The organism is Actibacterium sp., assembly GCF_055134745.1.
Map to the genome: position 1 here is coordinate 26,700 of NZ_JBSRVX010000035.1, position 18,260 is coordinate 44,959.

Here is an 18,260-nt window from a genome sequence, read left to right on the forward strand (position 1 = left end):
CGAATATGCCTCCGTTCAGCTTTTCAGGTTTCTTCAAGCTCGGCCGCCGGTGCGTATGACCCGTCTTCGCGATGCACTTCGTCGCCGGTGACGGGCGGATTGAAGCAGCAGGCCATCACCAGCTCTTGTTCGGCGCGCAGGATGTGGCGGTCATGGGCGTTCAGCGCATACATCACGCCGGGGTGAATCTGGTGCGTCTCGCCCGTGCCCAGATCGGTGATCGAGCCACGGCCCGATATGCAATAGACGCTTTCCAGATGGTGCTTGTAGTGGAACTGATGTTCCGAGCCTGTGGCCAGGGTGGTGATGTGGAATGAAAATCCCATCCCGTCCTCGGCCAGCAGCATGCGCACCGATGTCCATTGCTGGTGTGCAATGTCACGATGCGTGTTTTTCAGATCTTTCAGGTCTCTGACAATCATGCTGTTACTCCGCCGCCAGTTTGTTCTTATGCATTGTCTCGCGCACCGCGGCATGCAGTATGTCGAACCCCGCCTTGAGTGTGGCGTCCGGTGTGGTCAACGGGGCCAGCACCTTGATGACCTCGTCATCTGGGCCCGAGGTTTCGATGATCAGACCGCCCTCGAATGCGCGGGCGCAGATATCCCCGGCCAGTTCGCCGGATCCGACGTCGACGCCCTGCATCATGTCACGTCCTTTCAGGCGGGCGCCGGGGATCGCATCGGCGACCTTGCGCAATTCTTCGGTCACAAGCGTGGCTTTCCGGGCGATCTGGGCTTCGAATTCCCCATCGGCCCAATAGGTCTTGATCGCGGCCGTCGCGGTGACGAAGGCATGGGTGTTGCCGCGGAACGTGCCGTTATGTTCGGCCGGGCTCCAGATATCATGCTCTGGCTGGATCAGCACCAGCGCCATCGGCAGGCCATAGCCGGACAGCGATTTGGCCATGGTCACGATATCGGGCTTGATGCCCATGCCTTCGAAGGAGAAGAACGTGCCGACGCGGCCACAGCCGGCCTGAATATCATCCACGATCAGCAGCGCGCCATGTTCGCGCGCCAGACCCGCGATCCGTTTCACCCAGGCAGGCGATGCCGCGTTCAGCCCACCTTCGCCCTGCACGGTTTCCAGAATGATGGCCGCGGGGGCATCAAGCCCTGATGAGGCATCGTTCAGCATCTTTTCCAGCAGATCTGCCGTATCCACGCTGTCACCCAGATACCCGTCATAGGGCAGGCGGGTGACGCCCTGCAGCGGCATGGCGGCACCATCGCGGTGATATCCGTTGCCGGTGGCCGCCAGCGCGCCCATCGTCACGCCATGAAAACCATTGGTAAAGGCAATGATGTTGTGGCGGCCCGTCACCTTGCGGGCCAGCTTCATCGCGGCCTCAACCGCATTGGCGCCCGTGGGGCCGGTGAACTGCAGCCGATAGTCCATTCCACGCGGCTTCAGGATGATATCCTGAAAGGCGCGCAGGAAATCACTTTTGGCGTCGGTGTGCAGGTCCAGCGCATGGGCCAGCCCGTCACCGGCGATATGCTGCAGCAGCGCCTCTTTCATGACGGGGTCGTTATGGCCATAGTTCAGTGAAGAACAGCCAGCCAGGAAATCAATATATTCACGTCCGTTGGTGTCGTGCAGGAAGGCGTTCTGGGCCCGGGTAAAGACCGTGTCGAACGACCGGCAATAGCTTCGAACCTGACTTTCGCGGCCGGAAAAAATACCGGCTTTGGTGGAGGATATGGTCGACATGTTGAAACCTCTTAGTTTTGTTGATTTGCGGCATGTATTGAAGGTCGGATGCCCTGATCCGCAGCGGCGTGCAGCGGTATCGTGACCAGGTTTTCTGTCTCGTGGGCCCCGCCGAAATGGGTGTCGCGATCGAAATATGGGGTGCTGGTCATGCCCCCGCCGATCTGTCGTGAAAAACCCGCGAAAGTAGCCCAGGATGCGGCATTGTCATCGGTGATCGTCGTCTGTATCCGGCGTGCCGTCCGGCAGACCGGCCGCGCCACCAGCGCGCGCAGCATTGCCTGGGCCAAACCACGACCGCGCGCCTGCGCGGCGACGGCCACCTGCCAGATGAACAATGTATCGGCTGCATTGGGCGGGATATGTCCCGAGATCCAGCCGACGACATTTCCATCGGTTTCGGCGACGATACAGGTGTCGCGAAAGTGGTCGCACTGGATCAGGTTGAAATACATCGAATTGACGTCCAGCGGCGGGCAGTCCCGGACAAGCCGCCAGATCGCGGGGCCATCTTCGGGGGTTGGTTGCCGCATTGTGACAGCCGGCATGTCCTGATCGTGTGTCTTGGATATGGGCATCAGCACCTTCAAGTTGCTTCTGAGGGCAGATATACATAGTAAGACTTAGTAATCAAGGGTTCCCAAAATAAAGAAAATTTGTCACAAAAGAACAAATTTTGCCTTAAGAACTGATATATCTGTAAAAATTGCTACTGTTGTTTTAGGGGCCGCTTTTATTATTAATAGTGTAGCTAATTAAAATATGTTGCTTGCGTCCAATGTCGGTGGCACTGATTTCCAGCACAGCAAAAGGACGGTGACATGGACCGCACGGATGCAAGTTTGATCGCGATCCGCCGTATTTTGCGCGCGGTCGAAGATTATGCGAACGAACTGGCAAGGGTGTCCGGCCTTACGCCGGTGCAGGTGCGGGTGTTGCAGATCGTGCTGGCCAGAGGCAGCGTCACGCCAAAGCAGATCGCCGCGCAGATGCAGGTGACGCCCGCCACCATCTCCACCTTGCTTGACCGATTGGCGGCCAAGGCGATGGTCCAGCGGCAAAGATCCGAAACCGACAAGCGTCAGACCAATATCGTTCTGACGGAACTGGGGCACAGGACGATTGTCGATGCGCCCGATCCGCTGCAGCAGAAATATGTGCGTCAGTTCGAAAGCCTGGCCGATTGGGAACAGTCGATGATCGTTGCCGCGCTGGAACGCGTAGCCAGCCTTCTCGACGCCGAAGGTCGCGACGCCTCGCCCGTTCTGGATACCGGCGACATCCAGCGAAGCCAGCCCAGAATTCGATAGGGTGTCGCGTCCGGCGGTCTTCGTCCAGAGAGGCGAATTTTATCATTCGACTGATCTGATGGAGATTATGGCACACTAACCCTGATTGTTGCAGGGTTGTCGCAGAGCCAGCCAAAAACGAGAAAAACCGCCTTCGTAGCGGTTCTCATCATCTTGATCTCATTGAGAGATTTTGGCTCCGGCGGTAGGGATCGAACCTACGACCAATTGATTAACAGTCAACTGCTCTACCGCTGAGCTACGCCGGAACACGGGCGCCGTATAGCAACAGCATGCGGGCGCGTCCAGAGGGGAAGTGTCAGAAAACTGACAAGGGCGTCACGCAAGGGCAAAGGTGCTCTCCAATGTCAGCGCGCCTTGTGGTGCGGCGATGTTTCTTTCTGCAAGATCAATCAGATGGGCCAGAACGTTCCGGGTGGCTGCGGGCAACAGCCGGGGGTCCACATCGGTATAGATACGCGCGGCGAGGGTGCTGGCGCTGGCGGGCCCGCTGGCAAGGGCGGCCAGAATCTGGGCCTCGCGCCCGCGGCGATGGGCGATCAGCCCGTCCAGGCGGGTCTGTGGGGCGTCGACCGGTGCGCCATGGGCAGGATAGAATACACGGTCGCCCCGGCCCGACAGCCGGGCAAGCGAGGTCATGAAGGCATTCAGATCGCCATCAGGGGGCGATACCATCGACGTGGCCCAGCCCATCACATGATCGCCGGTGAACATCGCATCGTTCCAGGCAAATGACAGGTGGTTGCACATGTGGCCCGGCGTCCACAACGCGCTGACGGCCCAGCCGTCGCCCTGCACGCTGTCGCCATCGGCAAGACAGATATCGGGACGGAAGTCATGGTCGATGCCTTCGCCGCCGCCGATTCCCGACAGGGCCGCCAGGGCGGGGCGCTGCCCGGCCGTGCTGTCGCCGAAGCCCAGCACCGGCGCGCCAGTCGCCTGCGCCAGTGCGGGGGCCAGTGCGGAGTGATCGACATGGGAATGAGTGACCAGAATGTGGCTGATTTCCTCGCCCGGGTTCAGCGCGTCCAGGATCGCGTGCAGATGCGCGGGCAGGTCGGGGCCGGGGTCGATCACCGCGACACGGCCTTGACCCAGCATATAGGTATTGGTGCCCCGGAACGTCATGGCCGAAGGATTGGGCGCCAGCACCCGGCGCAACCCCGGTTCCAGCGTTTCGGCCCGGCCCGGTTCGGGGTTGAATGCCGCGATATCGTCCATCTTGTTCTTCCTTCCGCGCCTGCGCCCCGTTAGGCTTATACAATGGCAGAGAAATGGATCAAACGCATGCTTCCGCGCAGCCTGTACGGGCGGGCGGCACTTATCCTGATCGTGCCGATCGTCACGGTGCAGCTTGTCGTCTCGGTGGTGTTCATTCAACGCCATTTCGAAGATGTCACCCGTCAGATGTCTGGTAACGTGACCCAGGAAATCGGATTGCTGCTGGACCGGGTGAATGCGGCCCCCGATGCCGCGCGCGCCAACAGCGATATCGCCGATCTGCAACAGGCGCTTGCCCTGCAGGTGCAACTGCCGGGGCAGGGCGCCTTGCGCGACCGGCGCGCGTTTTATGATCTGTCAGGGCGCGTCGTGATCGCCACCCTGCGCGCAGCACTGCCGACAATCCAGGGGATCGACCTGAAAAGCAACAGCGCGATGGTCCAGATCACGATGGCCACCGATCTTGGGCCGATGACGGTGGAACTGTCACGCCGGCGGGTGTCGGCATCAAATCCGCATCAGCTGCTGGTGCTGATGATCGCAACCGGCGTGCTGATGACGCTGATCTCGTTCATTTTCCTGCGCAACCAGTTGCGCCCGATCAAGAAGCTGGCTGTCGCGGCCGAATCCTTCGGCAAGGGCCGCCCGTTCCGCTATCGGCCCGCCGGGGCCACCGAGGTGCGCGCGGCCGGCAATGCCTTCATGGATATGCGCAACCGGATCGAGCGCCATATCGAGCAGCGCACGCTGATGCTGTCGGGCGTCAGCCATGATCTGCGCACGCCATTGACCCGGCTTAAACTGGGTCTTTCCATGGCCGGTGACGACCCCGAAACCGCCGAGATGCTGCGCGATGTGGTGGATATGGAGCGGATGCTGGACGCGTTTCTGGATTTCGCGCGCGCCGATGCGCTGGATGATCCCGAACCGGTCGATGCCGCCGATCTGCTGCGGCGGGTGGTGGCCAATGCCGCGCGTGGCGGGCGCGTGGTAACGCTGGGGGCGGCGCCTGATCACGCGCCGGCCATGCTGCGCCCGATGGCCGTAGAGCGGGCGCTGGAAAACCTGCTGAACAATGCGCTGAACTATGGCAAGACCTGCCTTGTCGGGCTGGATGTGACCGATCGGGTGCTGCGGTTCACCATCGAGGATGACGGCCCCGGCATTCCCGCCGACCAGCGCGAGGCTGCGATGAAGGCTTTCATGAGGCTGGACGAGGCCCGCAACCAGAATCGCGGACCCGGCGTGGGGCTGGGTCTGGCCATCGCATCCGATATTGCCCGCAGCCATGGTGGTGTGCTGCGGCTGGGGGACAGCGCCGCGCTGGGCGGGCTAAAGGCCGAGCTGGTGCTGGCGCGCTGATCGTGCCGCACCGCCCGATCCGGGGCGGGGAATGAGTATTTATGCCAAGGTGATGCCCATGATCTTCTTGGCTGAAATACTCCCGCCGGAGGCTTCCATGGTCAAGAATGGGGCGAAGCGGCAATTTGGTAGGCCCGGCAGGACTTGAACCCGCAACCAAAGCGTTATGAGCGCTCTGCTCTAACCAGTTGAGCTACAGGCCCGCCATGCGGTCGGATAGCGCGCGCGGCGGGGCGGGTCAAGCGGCGCGGCGTTCTGTTGTATCGCGCAGATGTGACTGGAACCAATTTCCGACCGTGCAGGTTTTCAACCAGAGGCGAGGAGATGCCGGTCGTGGCGCATGAGCGTCCCGGCGACGGGTTGTTCCGGATCGTCTCGCAGACTGTCCTTTCGGGGCAGAGGAGTAAACCAATGACCAGCAAGACCCTTTTGGCCGCCGCAGTGGCGGTCGCACTGTCCGCCTCATCGGTCCTGGCCGAAGACAAGGTTGCGATGGGCGCCATCGACACGGTGGACATGGATACGAACACCATAACCTTGGTGGATGGGCAATCGTTTTCGGTGCCTGATGATGTTGACGTTACCAAGGTGAAACCCGGCGATGAGGTCATCATCACTTGGGATACCATTGAACAGGGTGTCGATGAAGGCAAGCAGATGATCAATAACATCACGTTAAGCCAACGGTGACTTGGCTTGTGCCCGATGCGAGCGAAACGAAGGCCCTTTCGGGCCTTCGTTTCATTTTGGACGGTCTGTGGTGCCGGGATCGTGGACAGTTGGCGCGCAATGCTCTATCGCAGCCCCGACGATACAGGGGAATGCGATGACGGGGCAAAAGAACGGGCTGACCTATGCCGATGCGGGGGTCGATATCGACGCGGGCAATGCGCTGGTCGAGCGGATCAAGCCGGCGGCAAGGCGCACGTCGCGCCCGGGCACTATGTCGGGGCTGGGCGGGTTCGGCGCGTTGTTCGATCTGAAAGCCGCCGGTTATGTCGACCCGGTTCTGGTGGCCGCGACCGATGGCGTCGGCACCAAGCTGCGGATCGCGATCGAGACCGGAAATGTCGGGGGCGTGGGCATCGACCTGGTTGCGATGTGTGTCAACGATCTGGTCTGTCAGGGTGCCGAGCCGTTGTTCTTTCTGGATTATTTTGCAACCGGCAAGCTTGATCTTGATCAGGCCAGTGCCGTGATCGAAGGTATTGCGACGGGCTGTGCGCTGTCCGGCTGTGCCCTGATCGGCGGCGAAACCGCCGAAATGCCCGGCATGTATCACGGGGGCGATTTCGATCTGGCGGGTTTTGCCGTTGGCGCGATGGAGCGCGGCGCCGATCTGCCGGCCGGTGTGGCGGCGGGGGATGTGCTGTTAGGTCTGGCAAGCGCCGGGGTGCATTCCAACGGCTATTCGCTGGTGCGCAAGGTGGTCGAGATGTCCGGCCTTGGATGGAATGATCCTGCCCCCTTTGGGGAGGGTCCGCTGGGGGCGGCATTGCTGACACCCACGCGGCTGTATGTCAAATCGGCCCTAGCGGCGGTGCGGGCGGGGGGCGTGCATGCGCTGGCCCATATCACCGGTGGCGGTTTGACCGAAAACCTGCCCCGTGTTCTGCCGGATGATCTGGGCGCTGATATAGACCTGAACGCATGGGCCCTGCCGCCGGTGTTTCGCTGGCTGGCCGAAACCGCCGGGATCGAACAGGCCGAATTGCTGAAGACTTTCAATGCCGGTATCGGCATGGTTCTGGCCGTGCAGGCCGACCGGGCGGCGGCACTGGTCGCCTTGCTGGAGCAGGCAGGCGAGACGGTTTTCACCATCGGCACCGTGACGCCGGGCGCGGGCATGCGTTACAGCGGCAAGCTGCTGTGACGAAACGCGTCGCGATCCTGATATCGGGCGGTGGATCGAACATGGTGGCGCTGGTGCGCAGCATGGTCGGAGATCATCCAGCGCGCCCGGTTCTGGTGGCATCGAACGATCCGCAGGCCGGTGGCCTGCAGCGGGCGGCTGATCTGGGGGTGGGTGTGGCCCATGTCGATCACCGGATTTATGGAAAAGATCGCAGCGCGTTCGAGGCCGATCTTAATGTAAAGCTTGATACGGCGCGGCCTGATATCCTGTGCCTTGCGGGGTTCATGCGTATCCTGACACCCGATTTCATTGCCCGCTGGCAGGGGCGCATGCTGAACATCCATCCGTCATTATTGCCCAAGTATCGCGGCCTGCACACCCATGCCCGCGCGCTGGAGGCCGGGGATGCCGAACATGGCTGCACTGTGCATGAGGTGACGGCAGAGCTGGATGGCGGGCCGATTCTGGGGCAGGCGCGCGTGCCGGTTCTGCCGGGGGACACGCCCGAAACGCTGGCCGCGCGGGTTCTGCCGATGGAGCATCAATTATATCCCGCGGTGCTGCGCCGGTTTGCCGTCGGAGACCGTCGGCCATTGTTTCTGCCCTGATGGCTTTTCTTTCGCCGCCCGATTGCCTATGAGGACGAGACGGGTGGAGGGTGCCAGACCCTTTGAACATCAACAATAAACGGCCCCGAATGCGCACACTGACCAATACCAATGACCTGGCCGCGTTTTGCGAGCTGGCCAAGAATGGCCCCTATATCACTGTAGACACGGAATTTTTGCGCGAGCGCACCTATTACGCCAAGCTGTGTCTGGTGCAACTGGCCTTGCCGGGCGATGGCGAGGCGGTGCTGGTCGATCCGCTGGCTGACGGGCTGTCGCTGGCGCCGCTTTATGACCTGTTCACCGATACATCCGTGGTCAAGGTGTTCCATGCCGCGCGGCAGGATCTGGAAATCTTCTTTGTCGAAGGCGGGGTTTTCCCGCAGCCGCTGTTCGATACGCAGGTTGCGGCGATGGTGTGCGGCTTTGGCGAACAGGCGGGATACGAGACGCTGGCGCGCAAGATCGCCAAGGCGACGATCGACAAGACCTCGCGCTTTACCGACTGGTCGCGCAGGCCGCTGAGCGAGGCGCAGAAAACCTATGCGCTGGCCGATGTCACCCATCTGCGGCAGGTCTATGAGTATCTGGCAAAAGAGCTGGAAAAATCAGGGCGTGACAGGTGGTTGGCCGAAGAACTGAATGTGTTGACCGATCCCTCTACCTATATCGTGATGCCAGAGGATGCCTGGCAGCGGGTCAAGACACGCACCCATTCGGGGAAATTCCTGGCCGTGGTGCGCGAATTGGCTCGCTTTCGCGAGGAATATGCCCAGACGCGCAATGTGCCGCGCAGCCGTGTCTATAAGGATGACGCGCTGCTGGAACTGGCCTCGACCAAGCCGGTGACGCATGAAGATCTGGGCCGGTCGCGCCTGTTGCTGCGCGAGGCGCGGCGGGGCGAGATCGCCGATGGTATTCTGGCCGCGGTCAAGCGCGCCCAGGACATGCCGGCTGCAGAATACCCGCGTGTGCAGGGCGGGCATGACTCGCTGCAGGTCAATCCGGCGCTGGCAGATCTGTTGCGCGTATTGCTCAAGGCCAAGGCCGAGGACGAGGGCGTGGCGCAAAAGCTGATCGCCACCAGCGCCGATCTGGACCAGATCGCCGCCGGGCAGCGCGATGTCATGGCGTTGAAGGGCTGGCGCGCCGAGGTGTTCGGCAGCGATGCGTTGCGGCTGTGCCGGGGCGAACTGGCGCTGGCGGCCAAGGGCAGCAGCGTGGTGGTGGTCGACCTCAGCGCCGGCTGACGATCTGGTTGGTGGCGCCCTGCACCGCGATGCTGCGCACCCCATAAAGCGACTGATCCGAAATGAACCGCGCGACGGTCAATTCGCGCGCGCCGGGGCTGCCCTGCGGCATCGGCGTGGCCGGCGGGGCGGCGACAAAGCGCAAGGTCAAAACCCCGTTCACGGGAATGCCGTCATTATCGGCCAGCAAAGCGGTGTCCCAATACCCCAGTGTCTGGGTCACGCCCACGGCCTGAACGATCACGCCGCCCGGCATGGGATCGACACGCATTTGCGTGACCTGCAGCACAGGCAGGCGCGGATCCGCCGGCACGGCAGCGGGAGAAAAGGCGTCCTGTGGCTGCGGCTGGCGACCGCCGAACCAGTTGAACGGATTCAGCCGCGACTGGCCAACCGTGCTGCATCCGCCCAGAAGGACGACCACAGCCATGACGCCAAGAACCGATCTTTTCATGACAACCCCCCGCATGTGCCTGATGGGTAGCGCAAAGCGGACCCCTTGAAAACCCGTCTTGCGCCTTGCTCTGGACCTTTGGCCGCCCAGGCCCTAGTTCTGGCCCAAACGGAGAAGCCAATGGCAAGCGCAGCCTTTGAAGACATTGTCGACACGTTCGAATTTCTTGACGACTGGGAAGACCGGTATCGCCATGTGATCGACCTGGGCCGGGCCATGCCGGTGCTGGACGAGGCCCTGCGCGTGCCCGCGACCAAGGTGAAGGGCTGCGCCAGCCAGGTGTGGCTGGTGCCCAGCATCGCCGGAACGGGCCCCGACGCCGTGTTCCGGTTCCAGGGGGAAAGCGATGCGATGATCGTGCGTGGGCTGATTGCCATCCTGCATGCGCTGTATGACGGGCTGCGCGTGGCCGATGTGCTGCGCGTCGATGCGGGTGGCGAACTGGCGCGGCTGGGGCTGACCGACCATCTGTCGGCGCAGCGTTCAAACGGGCTGCGGGCCATGATCGAGCGTATCCGCACGCTGGCACAGGCGGCGGCAGGCTAGGGCATGTCAGCGGTTGCGAAAGTGTCGCAGCACATACAGCCTGATCGCGGTTGCAAGGCCGGTATCCACACCGCGACCTTCATCAATCTCGCTGGCCAACGCGTTGATGGGCATATGTTTTTCGGCGGCAATTTCTCGAAAGGCCTGCCAGAAATCGCTTTCCAGTGATACGCTTGTGCGGTGCCCGTTCAAGGTAAGCGAATGTTTGACGGGCCGGGCTGTCATGCCTCGTCATCCTCGATCCGGTGCTGGTCCAGCTTGCGCCGCGCCTGTTCGGCGCGGGCGGCATCCAGCACCTTTTGCGCCTTGCCACGCCCGAATTTCACGGCATTGGCATCGGCCTGCGCGCGTTTCAGCGCGGCATCGCGTTCCTTGCGGAATCGCTTCAGATTCGTGATTTCGCTCATGGTGGCAGCATAGCCCGGTCGCGCTGCGCCGCCAATCGGGATCACGCGGCGCCAATGCGGGAAAAAGCGGGGCACAGGATGCCCCGCCTTGTCCATGCGGGAATGATCAGCCCTTGGGGCCGATCATGTCTTCGGGGCGCACCACCCGGTCAAAGGTCTCGCCATCGACAAAGCCCAGCGCAATCGCCTCTTCGCGCAGGGTGGTGCCATTCTTGTGCGCGGTCTTGGCGACCTTGGTGGCATTGTCATAGCCGATGGTGGGGGCCAATGCGGTCACCAGCATCAGGCTTTCCTTCATCAGCTTGTCGATCCGCACGGTATTGGCCTGGGTGCCCACCACCATGTTGTCGGTGAAGCTGCCTGCCGCGTCACCCAGCAACTGCATCGATTGCAGCACGTTATAGGACATCATCGGGTTATAGACGTTCAGCTCGAAATGACCCTGGCTGCCGGCGAAACCCACGGCGGCGTCGTTGCCCATGACATGGGCGCAGACCATGGTCAGCGCCTCGGCCTGGGTCGGGTTGACTTTGCCCGGCATGATGGAACTGCCGGGTTCATTTTCCGGCAGGATCAGCTCGCCCAGACCGGACCGGGGGCCTGACCCCAGCAGCCGCAGATCGTTGGCGATCTTGAACAGGCTGGCGGCCACGGTTTTCAGCGCGCCCGAAAACATCACCATGGCGTCATGGGCGGCCAGCGCCTCGAACTTGTTGGGGGCGGTGACAAAGGGCAGGGCGGTGATGCTTGCGATCTCGGCCGCCACGCGCGCGTCAAATCCGACGCGCGTGTTCAGCCCGGTGCCGACTGCCGTGCCGCCCTGTGCCAGCTCATAGATATCGGGCAGGCAGGATTTCACCCGCGCGATGCCCTTTTCGACCTGCTTGGCATAGCCGGAAAATTCCTGGCCCAGCGTCAGCGGCGTGGCATCCTGGGTATGGGTGCGGCCGATCTTGATGATATCCTTGAACTCTTCGGATTTGGCCGCCAGCGCGCCGTGCAGCTTTTCCAGCCCCGGCAACAGCACATCGCGCGCCATCATGCCGATTGCCACATGCATCGCGGTGGGGAAGGTATCGTTCGAGGACTGGCCCATGTTGCAGTGGTCATTGGGGTGCACGGGCTTTTTCGATCCCATCACACCGCCCAGCATCTCGATCGCGCGGTTGCTGATCACCTCATTGGCGTTCATGTTCGACTGGGTGCCGGAACCGGTCTGCCAGACCACCAAGGGGAAATTGTCGTCGAACTTGCCGTCGATCACCTCGGTGGCGGCGGCGGCGATGGCATCGGCGATCCGGGGTTCCATGTCGCCCTGCGCCTTGTTGACCAGCGCACAGGCCTTCTTGATCACGCCAAGGGCGCGGATGATCGCGACCGGCTGGCGTTCCCAGCCGATGGGAAAGTTGATGATGCTGCGCTGGGTCTGCGCACCCCAGTATTTGTCGGCGGGAACCTCTAGCGGGCCAAAACTGTCGGTCTCGGTGCGGGTCTGGGTCATCGGGCGGTCCTTCAAGGGCTGGATTTCACCCACGCCTATAAGGCCCGCGTCCCGGCTTGACAATTACCGGGGCGCGGGGCGCGCGATTGTTATCGCTATCCGCTCAGATGATGGTGCGGCGAAAGGTATAAACGCGGGCAGGAGGCAGATTGCCCCAGATCTTGGCTGAACGTTCCCAGGTCAGGCCCAATTCCGTGCGCAGGTTTGCGGCGACGGGCGGGTTTGGGCCATAGGTGAACTGCACAAAGATGCCGTCGGGTTTCATCACAGTAAAGGCAGCGCCGACAATGGCGCGCTGCACGGGTAGCGGCATGGACAGCAGTGGCAGGCCCGATATAACGGCGCCGAAGTTACGCTGGGTCAGTCTGGCCATTTCCTGCGCCGGTGCATGATGCAGGTCGATACTGGGGAATCCGGCCCGCAGGATGTCGACAAAGGTGGGGTTCAGTTCGAACGCACTCAGATCGGCTGGCGCGATGCCGCGGGCCAGAATGGCGCGGGTGATCTTGCCGGTGCCGGGCCCAAGTTCGACTACAGATCCGGTTTCGGGCCCGATCGCCGCACACATTGCTCGCGCCAGTGCTTCGCTGGACGGGGCAAGGGATACAACCTGGTCGGGTTTGCGGATCAACTGACCCAGGAACAGGGACAGATCGCGTGCCATGCTTTCTCATTTTCTGGAGAATGCGGCATTGGCCCGATCAGGCCAGCCGGCGGGGTTACTTTCGGAAACTGTCCAGGCTGACGACCTCGGCATCGCGGTGGGGCGTATCGGGATCGTCATCCACCATGTCGATGTCATCATCCTCGTCATCGTCATCGCTGTCATGGGTTTCGAATCGCAGCCCGAATTCAACCGAAGGATCCACAAAGGTGCGGATCGCGTCATAGGGAATGAACAGCGGCTCGGGATTGTCACCGAAATTCAGCGTCACCGAAAAGGCATCATCCTCGACGATCAGATTGTCATACCAGTGTTGCAGGACCACGGTCATTTCTTCAGGATAGCGTTCGCGCAGCCAATCCGCGATCACCACATCGGGGTGACGGGTGCTGAAGGTGATGAAGAAGTGGTGCTGGCCGGGCAGACCATCCGCCGCGACATCCTGCAATACGTGGCGGATCAGGCCGCGCATCGCACTGTGCATGAGATTTCCATAATCGATGCGTTTGGACATGGTCTGCCTTCTTGACGTGCCTGCCCTCACAATAGGGGATTCGGGATATTATGAAAGGGGCGGTTATCGGGAAAATACAGCCCAGACGTCGCCCGAAACCACAACACCCAGCAGGGCCATCAGCCCCAGCACCAGCGGCAGTGGCCAGTGCCGCCACAACAGCAGCGCGGCGGCGAGGGCGGCCAGCCCCAAGGCAGCGGTATCCAGCGATGCCAGACCGGGAAGGATCAGCCGGATCGGACCGGCCTGCCATATCGCGATCTGCCCGAAAAACACATGGGCGGCGAACCAGACCGACAGATTGGCGATCACGCCGACCACCGCCGCCGTAACCCCCGCCAACGCGCCCGACAGGCGCGGGCGCGTCGCCAGACGGTCGATATAGGGCGCCCCGGCGAAGATCCATAAAAAGCACGGGGTGAACGTGACCCACAGCGTGATCGCCGCGCCCGCCAGCCCCAGACTCCAGCCGCCCGCCTGATATCCGGCCAGAAAGCCGACAAATTCCGTGACCAGGATCAGCGGCCCCGGCGTGGTTTCGGCCAGCCCCAGCCCGTCCATCATCTGCGCGGTTGTCAGCCAGCCGTGATCCTGCACTGCCGCCTGCGTCATATAGGCCAGCACCGAATAGGCGCCGCCAAAAGTGACCACGGCCAGTTTCGAGAAAAACAGCGCGACATCGGCCAGCAGGCCGGGCTGGAACAGCCACAGCGCCGCCACCGGACCCAGCCACAGGCCCGACCACAGCAGAACGGTCCGCACGGTGCCAGCGCGCGAAACATGGACGGGGGCGGCGGTGGGAACGGCGGCGTTGCGCGATGCGACATAGCCCCAAAGGGCCGCCAGCGCGATGATCAGCGGAAAGGGCAGGTTCAGCACGAAGAGACCCAGAAACGACAGCCCCGCCACCCACCAGGCCGCAGCGGTTTTCAGCGCGCGTTTCGACACCCGCAACAGCGCCTCGATCACCACGATCACGACCACCGCCTTGACGCCGACAAACAGCGCCTGCATCAGCGGCAGGTTGCCCCAGGCGGCATAGGCCATCGCCAGTCCCAGCACCACGCAGGCACCGGGCACCACGAACAGCAATCCGGCCAGCAACCCGCCCGGCACCCCGCGCAGCCGCCAGCCGGCATAGGTGGCAAGCTGCATCGCCTCGGGGCCGGGCAACAACATGCAGAACGACAGCGCGCGCAGGAACTGCGCCTCGTCCAGCCAGCCGTGGCGATCGACCAGTTCGCGATGCATCAGCGCGATCTGGGCGGCGGGTCCGCCAAAGGACAGCAGGCCGATCCGGCCAAAAACGGTGAACAGGTTGCGATAGCTGTGCGGTTCCATCTGTTACACCCGCCCGGCAGGCCAGTCATGGCCTTCATCCGCGCCATCGCGCGCCCAGCGATAGAGCGCGTCATAAAGAACCATCCCGGCCGCCAATTGCTGATGATCGTCGCGGAACTGCCGCGACAGGCCGACCGACAGCGCCAGCAGCCCCGCGGCCTGCGGCGCCAGATCGTGCCGGTAGGTATCGGCGGCACGGATGACGGTGGCCATGCGCGACAGCGGCTCGGTCACCAGCGCGAATTCCTGCAGCATCGTGTCAAAGGTGCAGTCATCGCCCCGGTGGCTGAAAACCACATCCTCGACATCGAAGGGCGTCGCGCCAAAGCGTTCGGCGATGCCCGAAACCTGCGCCGGGGCGACGAACAGGAACCGCGCGCCCGGATCGACAAAGCGGCGGATCAGCCAGGGACAGGCGATGCGGTCGATCTTGGGCCGGTGGCGGGTGACCCACAGCGTTGCGCCATCCACCGGGGCAGGGATCGCTGCGGCAGGCACCAGCGGCAGCCCGGCATCGCGCCAGCCCCATTGGCCGCCCGCCAGATATTCGGCCTGCAGGCCTGCATCGCGCAGCCAGGCCACCGCACCCTGGCTGAGCTTGGCGCCCTTCTGGCAGCTTACCACCACGCGGGCATCACCGATCTGGCGGGCCAGTGCCGGCATGTCGGTATGGCTCATCCGTCTGGCCCCAGGGATCAGACGCGCATCGAGCGCAAAATCGTCGGGCGTGCAGATATCGGCGATCAGCGGCGCATCGGGCGTGCCGATCAGGCGCATCAACTGCTGTGGGGTGATCTCGTTGGGGGCGGGCATCGGGCATCCTTCCTGAAAAATGGTTCAGCGGATGCGAAACTTGGGCTGACGCCTCACGGGGCGTTCGCGCGTGGCCCCATGGGGCAGTGATGGCAAAAGACAGGTCGCGCTGTCAATCGCCGATCTGCGGGATATGGAAAAGGAAAGTGCAGGCTTCTGTTGCCAGGTGCCTGCGAACCCCGCCTTACGCTGCTAAGCGCAAGGGCTTAGTTTTCGATATTTCGCACAGCTTACGCTGCGAGAGCCATCGGAGCTTTGTTGTCATTTGCAACTAGCTTTGTCGGACCGATAACGGTGGTACCTCACCGGGCAAAAGCAAACCCCTTTAGACGTCCGTCGATCCTGTTTCGACCCCATGATCCCCAAATGAAGGATGATTGGTGGAGTCGCCGGGTACCGCCCCCGGGTCCGATCCGCTTATTACGGGCGCGTTTATCGCCATAGTCCCCGAAAGGACCTGACTAATCTAGGCGCAGGGGCGGCGCATTACAAGATGCGATCGTGTGCCGGTCTATTGGGCACGCTCATCGGTCACGATCTTCTGCATGACGTTCAGCGGCGCATAGCCGCGCAGCATCGTGGCGCCCATCACGAAGGTGGGCGTGCCCGAAATCTGCATCCGCTGGGCCAGCGCGTTATTATCGGCGATGACCTTTGTCACTGCCGCGCTGTCCATGGCGGCCAGTATGGCGGTGCTGTCCAGCCCCTGCTTGTCGGCCAGCTTTTGCAGGGATGCCTGCGTAAATTTTCCCTTGAAGGTCATCATCGCATCATGCACCGCCTTATAGGCGTCATCCCCGGACACTTGCAGGGTGGCGATGGCAAAGCGTGCGGCCAGAACGGATTCGTCGCCCAGGATCGGCAATTCCTTCAGGACAAACCGAATGTTTCCGTCGGATTCGATCAGCTCTTCGACGTCTTCGAACGCCTTGCGGCAATAACCGCATTTGTAATCCATGAATTCGACCACGGTAATGTCGCCCTGCATGTTGCCGCCCGACCAGGATGCGGGATCGTCGAACAGGGATGCGGCATTGGCCTTGACCAGGGCGATGTCGGTCTGCGCTGCATCGCGGGCCTGGCGCTGTTCCAGAACGGCGATAGCCTCCATCAGCACCTCGGGATTGTCCAGAAGATAGGCGCGCACCTCGGCACGGAATGCCGCGCGGTCGGCGTCTGACATCGTGGCCAGGTCCATGGCGCCGGCGGGTGCGGCCACCGAAAGGGCCAGCAGGGCAGCGGCGATGATATTGCGGATCATGGCAGGTCTTTCCATTTGGGGCGACCGGGGCCGCAGGTGGTTCGGATCAGTATCGCATGGCGCGGGAAGGGCGGCAATCTGCGGGTTATTATTTGGCGGGTGGGGCGGCGCGCAGGATATCCTCGGCGCGCAGCCAGCCGGGTGATCCGTGCGGCAGCAACCCTTGCGCCCGCCTGGCGTGGATTGCGGCATCGGCCAGGCGGCCCAGAACGGCATAGCGTTCCGCGGTTGCCACCGAAGCCATGCCGTTATTGCCGGCGCGCGCATAGGCCAGCGCCAGATCGCGCAGCATGCGCGGATCAAAGGCATCGCGCCCCCGGGCCTGTTCCAGGGCGGCCAGTCCGCGCCGGTTGCCGTCGGGCGTGTTCAGCGCCAGCAGGGCATGGCCAAGGCCGGCCTGAAGCAGCGACTCGCGCGGGGCCAGTTGCACGGCGCGCCCATAGGCGGCCACCGCCGCGCCAAAATTACCAGATTCCAGCAGGATCTGGCCACGCAGTTCCTGAATGAATGCGTCCTCGGGGCGGCGCGCCGCAAGCTGATCCATTTGTGCCAGTGCCGCCCCGGCATTGGCCTGACGGTGATAGGCCACCGCCCTGCGCATCAGCGCAGCATCGGATGTATCCCCCTTCGCGATCTGGCGCAGAGTGAAGGATGGCGCCTGCAGAAACGCGCCCAGCTTGCCTTGCGCGCGGGCGAACCAGTATTGCGTCGTGGCGTCGGGCTGGGCCGTTCTGGCGCCAGAGGCCTGGGCAAAGGCCTCGACCGCGCGGATACGGTCGCGCGTCAGCGGATGGGTCATTACATAGGGGTCTTGCCGACCGACATTCAGCGCCTCTTGCCCCCGAAAGATATCCAGCACCCGCAGCATCGCGTCGGGATCAACACCAGCCTGCGCCATGTAGCGCAGCCCCGATTGATCGGCCGAGGCTTCCTCGGCGCGGGTATGGGCCAGAAGGCCGCGCATGGCCGCCGACCCCGAGCCGACCGCCAGCCCGATCGCCGCCTGGCTGTCGCCCGCCATGGCTACGGCAGCGGCAAGGGCCGCGCCCAGTATGGCCAGCGATTGCGCGCCCTGTGCGTTCGAGGCCCGCCGCGCGATATGGCCATTGGCGATATGGGCCAGTTCATGGGCCAGAACCGCCTGCAATTCGGCCACACTGCCCAGTTTCAGGATCAGGCCGGAATGAAGCACGATGGTGCTGCTGTCGGCCACAAAGGCGTTCAGCGACGGGTCGGCCACCACCAGCAGGCGCAGTTGCGACGGCGGCAGGCCCGCCGCATTGGCCATTGGCCGGGCCAGTTCACGCAGGGCATATTCAATCTCGGCGTCGCGGATCAGACCTTGGGCCTGCGCCATCGGTGCCGCCAGCCCCAGGCAAAGCGCCACCGCCGCCGCCCAACGGCGTCGTGCAGGATGTCTTGACTGTGCCGACCGGT

At 62.8% G+C, this 18,260-nt stretch carries 21 protein-coding genes, 2 tRNA genes and 1 other RNA gene; 7 read left to right on the top strand and 17 right to left on the bottom strand.

Features of this window, described 5'->3' with window-relative positions:
• Positions 1-23 precede the first annotated feature (23 nt).
• The 3 genes from ACTCHC_RS07705 to ectA are packed head-to-tail and all read right to left on the bottom strand — an operon-like array spanning position 24 to position 2,249.
• A complete protein-coding gene (locus ACTCHC_RS07705; protein WP_463021901.1) occupies positions 24-422 on the bottom strand; it encodes an ectoine synthase in 399 nt (132 codons plus the stop codon).
• A 4-nt stretch (positions 423-426) separates the two neighbouring features.
• Positions 427-1,716, bottom strand: a complete 1,290-nt coding sequence (ectB, locus tag ACTCHC_RS07710) for a diaminobutyrate--2-oxoglutarate transaminase (protein ID WP_463021902.1) — start codon at positions 1,714-1,716, stop codon at positions 427-429.
• A gap of 11 nt (positions 1,717-1,727) precedes the next feature.
• On the bottom strand, positions 1,728-2,249 hold the full coding sequence (ectA, locus tag ACTCHC_RS07715; protein ID WP_463021903.1) for a diaminobutyrate acetyltransferase: 522 nt from the start codon (positions 2,247-2,249) through the stop codon (positions 1,728-1,730).
• Positions 2,250-2,537: 288 nt separating this feature from the next.
• Here ectA and ACTCHC_RS07720 point away from each other — a divergent pair, with 288 nt between their 5' ends.
• On the top strand, positions 2,538-3,026 hold the full coding sequence (locus ACTCHC_RS07720; protein WP_463021904.1) for a MarR family winged helix-turn-helix transcriptional regulator: 489 nt from the start codon (positions 2,538-2,540) through the stop codon (positions 3,024-3,026).
• Between the two features lie 173 nt (positions 3,027-3,199).
• Here the strand turns inward: ACTCHC_RS07720 and ACTCHC_RS07725 are convergent.
• Positions 3,200-3,274, bottom strand: a tRNA-Asn gene (locus ACTCHC_RS07725).
• Between the two features lie 70 nt (positions 3,275-3,344).
• Positions 3,345-4,247, bottom strand: coding sequence for an MBL fold metallo-hydrolase (locus ACTCHC_RS07730; protein ID WP_463021905.1), 903 nt, complete (start codon positions 4,245-4,247; stop codon positions 3,345-3,347).
• Positions 4,248-4,313: 66 nt separating this feature from the next.
• Here ACTCHC_RS07730 and ACTCHC_RS07735 point away from each other — a divergent pair, with 66 nt between their 5' ends.
• Positions 4,314-5,609, top strand: a complete 1,296-nt coding sequence (locus ACTCHC_RS07735; RefSeq protein WP_463021906.1) for an ATP-binding protein — start codon at positions 4,314-4,316, stop codon at positions 5,607-5,609.
• 126 nt (positions 5,610-5,735) lie between these two features.
• Here ACTCHC_RS07735 and ACTCHC_RS07740 read toward each other — a convergent pair.
• Positions 5,736-5,812 (bottom strand) — tRNA-Ile (locus tag ACTCHC_RS07740).
• A 208-nt stretch (positions 5,813-6,020) separates the two neighbouring features.
• Here ACTCHC_RS07740 and ACTCHC_RS07745 point away from each other — a divergent pair.
• From ACTCHC_RS07745 to rnd, 4 genes are all read left to right on the top strand, one after another.
• Entirely contained in the window at positions 6,021-6,299 is a 279-nt protein-coding gene (locus ACTCHC_RS07745) for a DUF1344 domain-containing protein (protein ID WP_463021907.1), read from the top strand.
• A 136-nt stretch (positions 6,300-6,435) separates the two neighbouring features.
• On the top strand, positions 6,436-7,482 hold the full coding sequence (gene purM, locus ACTCHC_RS07750; protein WP_463021908.1) for a phosphoribosylformylglycinamidine cyclo-ligase: 1,047 nt from the start codon (positions 6,436-6,438) through the stop codon (positions 7,480-7,482).
• A complete protein-coding gene (gene purN / locus ACTCHC_RS07755; RefSeq protein WP_463021909.1) occupies positions 7,479-8,072 on the top strand; it encodes a phosphoribosylglycinamide formyltransferase in 594 nt (197 codons plus the stop codon). The genes purM and purN overlap by 4 nt, the downstream gene beginning before the upstream one ends.
• A gap of 89 nt (positions 8,073-8,161) precedes the next feature.
• Positions 8,162-9,322 (top strand): ribonuclease D, encoded by a 1,161-nt coding sequence (gene rnd / locus ACTCHC_RS07760; RefSeq protein ID WP_463021910.1) that lies wholly within the window; start codon positions 8,162-8,164, stop codon positions 9,320-9,322.
• Here the strand turns inward: rnd and ACTCHC_RS07765 are convergent.
• Positions 9,309-9,776: a hypothetical protein gene (locus ACTCHC_RS07765; RefSeq protein ID WP_463021911.1), complete on the bottom strand. Its 468-nt coding sequence runs from the start codon at positions 9,774-9,776 to the stop codon at positions 9,309-9,311. The two genes, rnd and ACTCHC_RS07765, sit on opposite strands and share 14 nt — an antisense overlap.
• A gap of 120 nt (positions 9,777-9,896) precedes the next feature.
• Here ACTCHC_RS07765 and ACTCHC_RS07770 point away from each other — a divergent pair, with 120 nt between their 5' ends.
• A complete protein-coding gene (locus ACTCHC_RS07770; RefSeq protein WP_463021912.1) occupies positions 9,897-10,322 on the top strand; it encodes a SufE family protein in 426 nt (141 codons plus the stop codon).
• A 6-nt stretch (positions 10,323-10,328) separates the two neighbouring features.
• Here the strand turns inward: ACTCHC_RS07770 and ACTCHC_RS07775 are convergent, their stop codons facing one another.
• The 10 genes from ACTCHC_RS07775 to ACTCHC_RS07820 all read right to left on the bottom strand — a co-directional run bounded on the left by ACTCHC_RS07775 (position 10,329) and on the right by ACTCHC_RS07820 (position 18,210).
• Positions 10,329-10,547, bottom strand: coding sequence for a ribbon-helix-helix domain-containing protein (locus ACTCHC_RS07775; protein WP_463021913.1), 219 nt, complete (start codon positions 10,545-10,547; stop codon positions 10,329-10,331).
• On the bottom strand, positions 10,544-10,804 hold the full coding sequence (locus ACTCHC_RS07780; protein WP_463021914.1) for a DUF4169 family protein: 261 nt from the start codon (positions 10,802-10,804) through the stop codon (positions 10,544-10,546). The genes ACTCHC_RS07775 and ACTCHC_RS07780 overlap by 4 nt, the downstream gene beginning before the upstream one ends.
• A gap of 31 nt (positions 10,805-10,835) precedes the next feature.
• Positions 10,836-12,230 carry a class II fumarate hydratase gene (gene fumC / locus ACTCHC_RS07785; protein ID WP_463021915.1) on the bottom strand — a complete coding sequence of 465 codons (1,395 nt, stop codon included), beginning with the start codon at positions 12,228-12,230 and terminating at the stop codon, positions 10,836-10,838.
• Between the two features lie 103 nt (positions 12,231-12,333).
• Entirely contained in the window at positions 12,334-12,894 is a 561-nt protein-coding gene (locus tag ACTCHC_RS07790; RefSeq protein WP_463021916.1) for a class I SAM-dependent methyltransferase, read from the bottom strand.
• A 55-nt stretch (positions 12,895-12,949) separates the two neighbouring features.
• The gene (locus tag ACTCHC_RS07795; protein WP_463021917.1) at positions 12,950-13,408 is read right to left on the bottom strand and encodes an SspB family protein; all 459 of its coding nucleotides are present in this window, start codon (positions 13,406-13,408) and stop codon (positions 12,950-12,952) included.
• 63 nt (positions 13,409-13,471) lie between these two features.
• Positions 13,472-14,749, bottom strand: a complete 1,278-nt coding sequence (gene chrA / locus ACTCHC_RS07800; protein WP_463021918.1) for a chromate efflux transporter — start codon at positions 14,747-14,749, stop codon at positions 13,472-13,474.
• A gap of 3 nt (positions 14,750-14,752) precedes the next feature.
• The gene (locus ACTCHC_RS07805; RefSeq protein ID WP_463021919.1) at positions 14,753-15,562 is read right to left on the bottom strand and encodes a chromate resistance protein ChrB domain-containing protein; all 810 of its coding nucleotides are present in this window, start codon (positions 15,560-15,562) and stop codon (positions 14,753-14,755) included.
• 145 nt (positions 15,563-15,707) lie between these two features.
• Positions 15,708-16,058: a transfer-messenger RNA gene (gene ssrA / locus ACTCHC_RS07810) on the bottom strand.
• Positions 16,059-16,073: 15 nt separating this feature from the next.
• Entirely contained in the window at positions 16,074-16,823 is a 750-nt protein-coding gene (locus ACTCHC_RS07815; protein ID WP_463021920.1) for a DsbA family protein, read from the bottom strand.
• An 88-nt stretch (positions 16,824-16,911) separates the two neighbouring features.
• Entirely contained in the window at positions 16,912-18,210 is a 1,299-nt protein-coding gene (locus ACTCHC_RS07820; RefSeq protein WP_463021921.1) for a M48 family metalloprotease, read from the bottom strand.
• Between the last annotated feature and the right edge of the window lie 50 nt (positions 18,211-18,260).